This window comes from Sphingobacterium sp. IITKGP-BTPF85, from assembly GCF_001006065.1.
GTDB classification, from domain to species: Bacteria; Bacteroidota; Bacteroidia; order Sphingobacteriales; family Sphingobacteriaceae; genus Sphingobacterium; species Sphingobacterium anhuiense.
Genome location: NZ_ASZT02000240.1, coordinates 1 through 3911, shown reverse-complemented (window position 1 = coordinate 3911; position 3911 = coordinate 1). Strand labels below are relative to the sequence as shown.

Here is a 3911-nt window from a genome sequence, read left to right as displayed (position 1 = left end):
AACGTTTAGGACGCAAGTGAATTTATTTCACAAAAATTGAACAAAAATATAATATTTTTTCTTTTAAATTCTTATATTTATAACCTCAGGAAAAGTATTATTTAACCACTATTTGATGAATTTAAAAGATTATGGCGCACCTGATCTAACGGATGCTTCTGTTTATTACTTTGAAGATGGGCGGATTGCCTATTCAAGATGGATGGAATTGGAACTGTCTTCTGAAGATCAGAAATCTTTAGGACAATTTGTTTTGGACTATAGAAGTTTTACTGAAGCATCTTTGCCTCCTGCATTGGAGAGGGAGAGGGAGGCTATGTATGAGGTAATTTCCTATTGTGACTTGCATGCACGTGATAAGAAGAAGTATAACAAATATTCAGACAATCGAGTATTAGCCAAAGCCGGAATACGAATGGGGCCTTGGATTCAGCATCTTTTTAATTATAAGTATTTCAGTGAACTTACAAATCCAAGCGTGAAGTATGCTTTGGATATGCTGAACCGACCTACTGAAAATATCAATGTTTTAAGCATAACACACCGTGGTTATATTTCCAAGTACTATTTAGGAAAGGAGTATAATGAAAGGAGTTTTGTAAATGACCTTGTCCAAGCGTGCGGAGAGGATGCCGTTTCATTGGTGCAAAATCCAGATAATCTAACGTGCCTTATTGCAAAGAAGATTTATTCCGAAAAAAAACTCTGGTTTCCAGTATTTAAAAAATTCAGTGAACTTGGACCTCTTTTATCAAACTATATTAGTGAAAAACAATTAAGCTATTTCATAGGGCATCATGAGAATAAGTCATTTTATTGGGTTGATGACGCAGATAGGCCTCTCTCCACTTTGGATGCCCATTATGAAATTTATAAAAATAAAGCCAATATTATATCTATTGATCTTCATTTTGAGAATTCGAAAAAGCTTAATGAACACTTGCTTGACCAGATTGGTGATTTACCGGAATTTCTTAAATTAAAAGACTGGCAGAATTCTAATTCTATAACGCATGTTAAGGAATTTAATCTTGATTCTCCAGATCTTATTGAAAACATAATTGAGTGTTTGGATATGCTGTATGATTATACCTATCCTTTAATTAAAGATGAAGTAATTCGAAGAAATATGCACAATCTTAATGAAATAGAAAATAAAGCGAAAGAGTTGCTTCTTTATAAAAATCAGATCATTCTTCAGGGTCCCCCAGGGACAGGAAAGACACGAATAGCTAAAAGGATCGCAGAGAACATACTCGAAACAGGTCATTCAACAGTTTTCAAGAAACCTGCAGAGATTACTGTCGAAGATATAAAAAGCATAGTAAAAGAAGGTAGGAAGTTTCGTAGCGTTACCAATTATACCGATTATGAGGTCATGAAAGTAAATGACGGTAGCTTTGTTGTAAAAACCCATTCTACTGGAAAAGAATATCCGGCTACTTTTGCAAATATCATTAAATATTACAATGATGAGACGTGGTCTAAAGTAGGTACAATCAAATACGGAAATGATTCCTATGAAGCAGCTATCGCAAAGTATATTTACGAGCAGATTGAGGTGATAGAGCAAACGGAAAAGATCGATAATACAGACCGTTTCCAGATCATGCAATTTCATCCAAGCTTTAACTATGAAGATTTTGTGCGTGGCATCGAGGCAGATACAAAGGAAGGCCAACTGGTTTATCAGGCAAAGAACAAATCATTGATCCTTTTGGCAAACGAGGCTGTTCTCAATCCCGAAAAAAGCTATGTCCTCATATTGGACGAGATCAATAGAGCCAACCTATCCGCAGTTCTAGGAGAGCTAATTTACGCATTGGAATATCGAGGTGAGTCAGTAGATTCAATGTACGAAGTGGGGGGCAACAGTAAACTTATCTTACCAGATAATCTGTACATCATTGGAACAATGAACACTGCAGATCGCAGTGTGGGACACATTGACTATGCTATTCGTAGACGTTTTGCATTTGTAGATGTATTACCTAAAAACCTTAAAATCGAGTTAAGTGACGATTTCGAGGAAGGACTGTTCAACAAAGTTGCCAATTTATTTGTCAAGGATTTTGACCCTCAAATTGATTATTCAGCAAAAAAGGAACTGTTAAAAAACTCAAGTTATCTTTCCGAGGAATTTCGCCCGGAAGATGTTTGGCTTGGGCACTCTTATTTCATCAAAAAGAAAGGCGCAACAATGGAGATGAGGCTTGAGTACGAGATCAAACCTATTCTTATAGAATATATCAAAGATGGTGTATTGAAGGAAGAAGCAAGAAAAGTTATCATGGCTTTGCCGAATGATATTTCAACGAATTAAGTAGACCATATGAAGATCTCTTTGTATGAACACGTCAATCATGCTCTTGTCAAACAAGCATTGGACGGGGATGTAAATTTCACGCACCTTTTTGATTTTGATGAGTTAGTACGCTCTTTACTTGTTCGTGGGTATAAAGATCGACGAGGCAACAAGTATAATTGCTTCCATGTTTCAAAACATGCGGACCGGATTGAACTTAAAGCGGATTACTATATTGGCATCGATTGGTTGATCAAAGGTCATAAATATGTCCACGTACAACCTAAGCTCAATAAATATGTGGTCGAGCAGTTTAAAGCAAAGTCGGATACCGAAGAAGATGTGTTGATTGATGTAGATCCCGAGCAGCATGAAGAACTGAAAAAAGAAGAAAATCAGGTTCATATCAATTACATCAAAATGCTTCTGGATGCTATGTCTGATCCGATTGTAGCTAAAGAATGTGCAGACCTTGTTCGTATCGAATGGGAAGATGATACTATTAAGATCGAACAGCAAGATGATAGCTTGACACCATTTTTAGTTGTACAGTTTTTGCAGCTACTTCGTCAGATCGTGCGCAAAGGACTGAAAAAGTCGTATTATAAAGTGCGTGAAAATCTTAATAACCGTATTAAGGGCAAGATTCTGGTTAGCCAGCAGATCAAGCAGAATGTTTTAAAAAATAGGTTTACAAAGACCTATTGCGAGTATCAGGTATTTGGCGAAGACAATGATGAAAACCAGTTTCTTAAGAAAGTATTTCGCTTTGTGACAGCTTATATTAGCAACCATCAGAGATTTTTTCTTGGCAATCAAAAGATTTTGGATGAGTTGGCCAACTATATCCGCCCTTCTTTTGAGCACATCGGAGATTTAGAAGGAGAGGAGGTGCTCCGCCATTTTAAGTACAATCCATTTTTTAAAGAGTACAACGAAGCAATTAAGATCGGAGGTTATATCCTTAAGCGTTTTGGCTATAACGTTAGCCGTGCATCAGAAAACCAATCCATAGAGACGCCACCTTTCTGGATCGATATGCCACGTTTATTTGAACTTTATGTATATCAAAAATTATTGCAAGCCAATAATCATGATACCAATAAGATCAAGTATCAATATTCTACCTATGGTAATGCAATCGATATCTTGATTAAAGATGGCGAAAATTCTATTATAATTGATGCCAAATATAAATTGCAATATGCCAGTAGCTTAGTTCACCAGGATATTCGTCAAGTGGCGGGATATGCAAGATTAAATAAAGTTCGAACAGAATTAGGAATGGGGGACGAAGACGATAGGAATATCGATTGTTTAATTATTTATCCCAATTTAAATAACACATCCATTGTCCCAAAGGAGTTTAAATTAAGTTCCATTTCTCAGAACATGGAGCAGATACAAGGATATTATAAGGTGAATAAAATTGGAATATCCATGCCCATTTTTAATGCTAAATTTTTAAAATAAATATAATGTTACCCGAGATTTATACATTTTTCATCACTTTTTTAGTGATAATTGCCATTTTTTTATCACTTCGTGCTCTATCTAACCAATATTCTGAAAAAGGAGATTCTTTAGTATCCGTCCTATGAAGTAC

Annotated in this window: 2 protein-coding genes; both read left to right on the top strand. The window is 35.8% G+C overall.

What is annotated here, in order from left to right; translation table 11 throughout:
* Nucleotides 1–115 precede the first annotated feature (115 nt).
* Entirely contained in the window at nt 116–2323 is a 2208-nt protein-coding gene (locus L950_RS31180; RefSeq protein ID WP_021191232.1) for an AAA family ATPase, read from the top strand.
* Between the two features lie 9 nt (nt 2324–2332).
* Nucleotides 2333–3778 carry a 5-methylcytosine restriction system specificity protein McrC gene (locus L950_RS24480; protein WP_021191231.1) on the top strand — a complete coding sequence of 482 codons (1446 nt, stop codon included), beginning with the start codon at nt 2333–2335 and terminating at the stop codon, nt 3776–3778.
* The last annotated feature ends 133 nt before the right edge of the window (nt 3779–3911 follow it).

Excerpts from the sequence above, each read along its gene's own strand:
- L950_RS24480 (WP_021191231.1), top strand. The coding sequence starts at position 2,333 with ATGAAGATCTCTTTGTATGAACACGTCAATCATGCTCTTGTCAAACAA.
- L950_RS31180 (WP_021191232.1), top strand. The coding sequence starts at position 116 with ATGAATTTAAAAGATTATGGCGCACCTGATCTAACGGATGCTTCTGTT.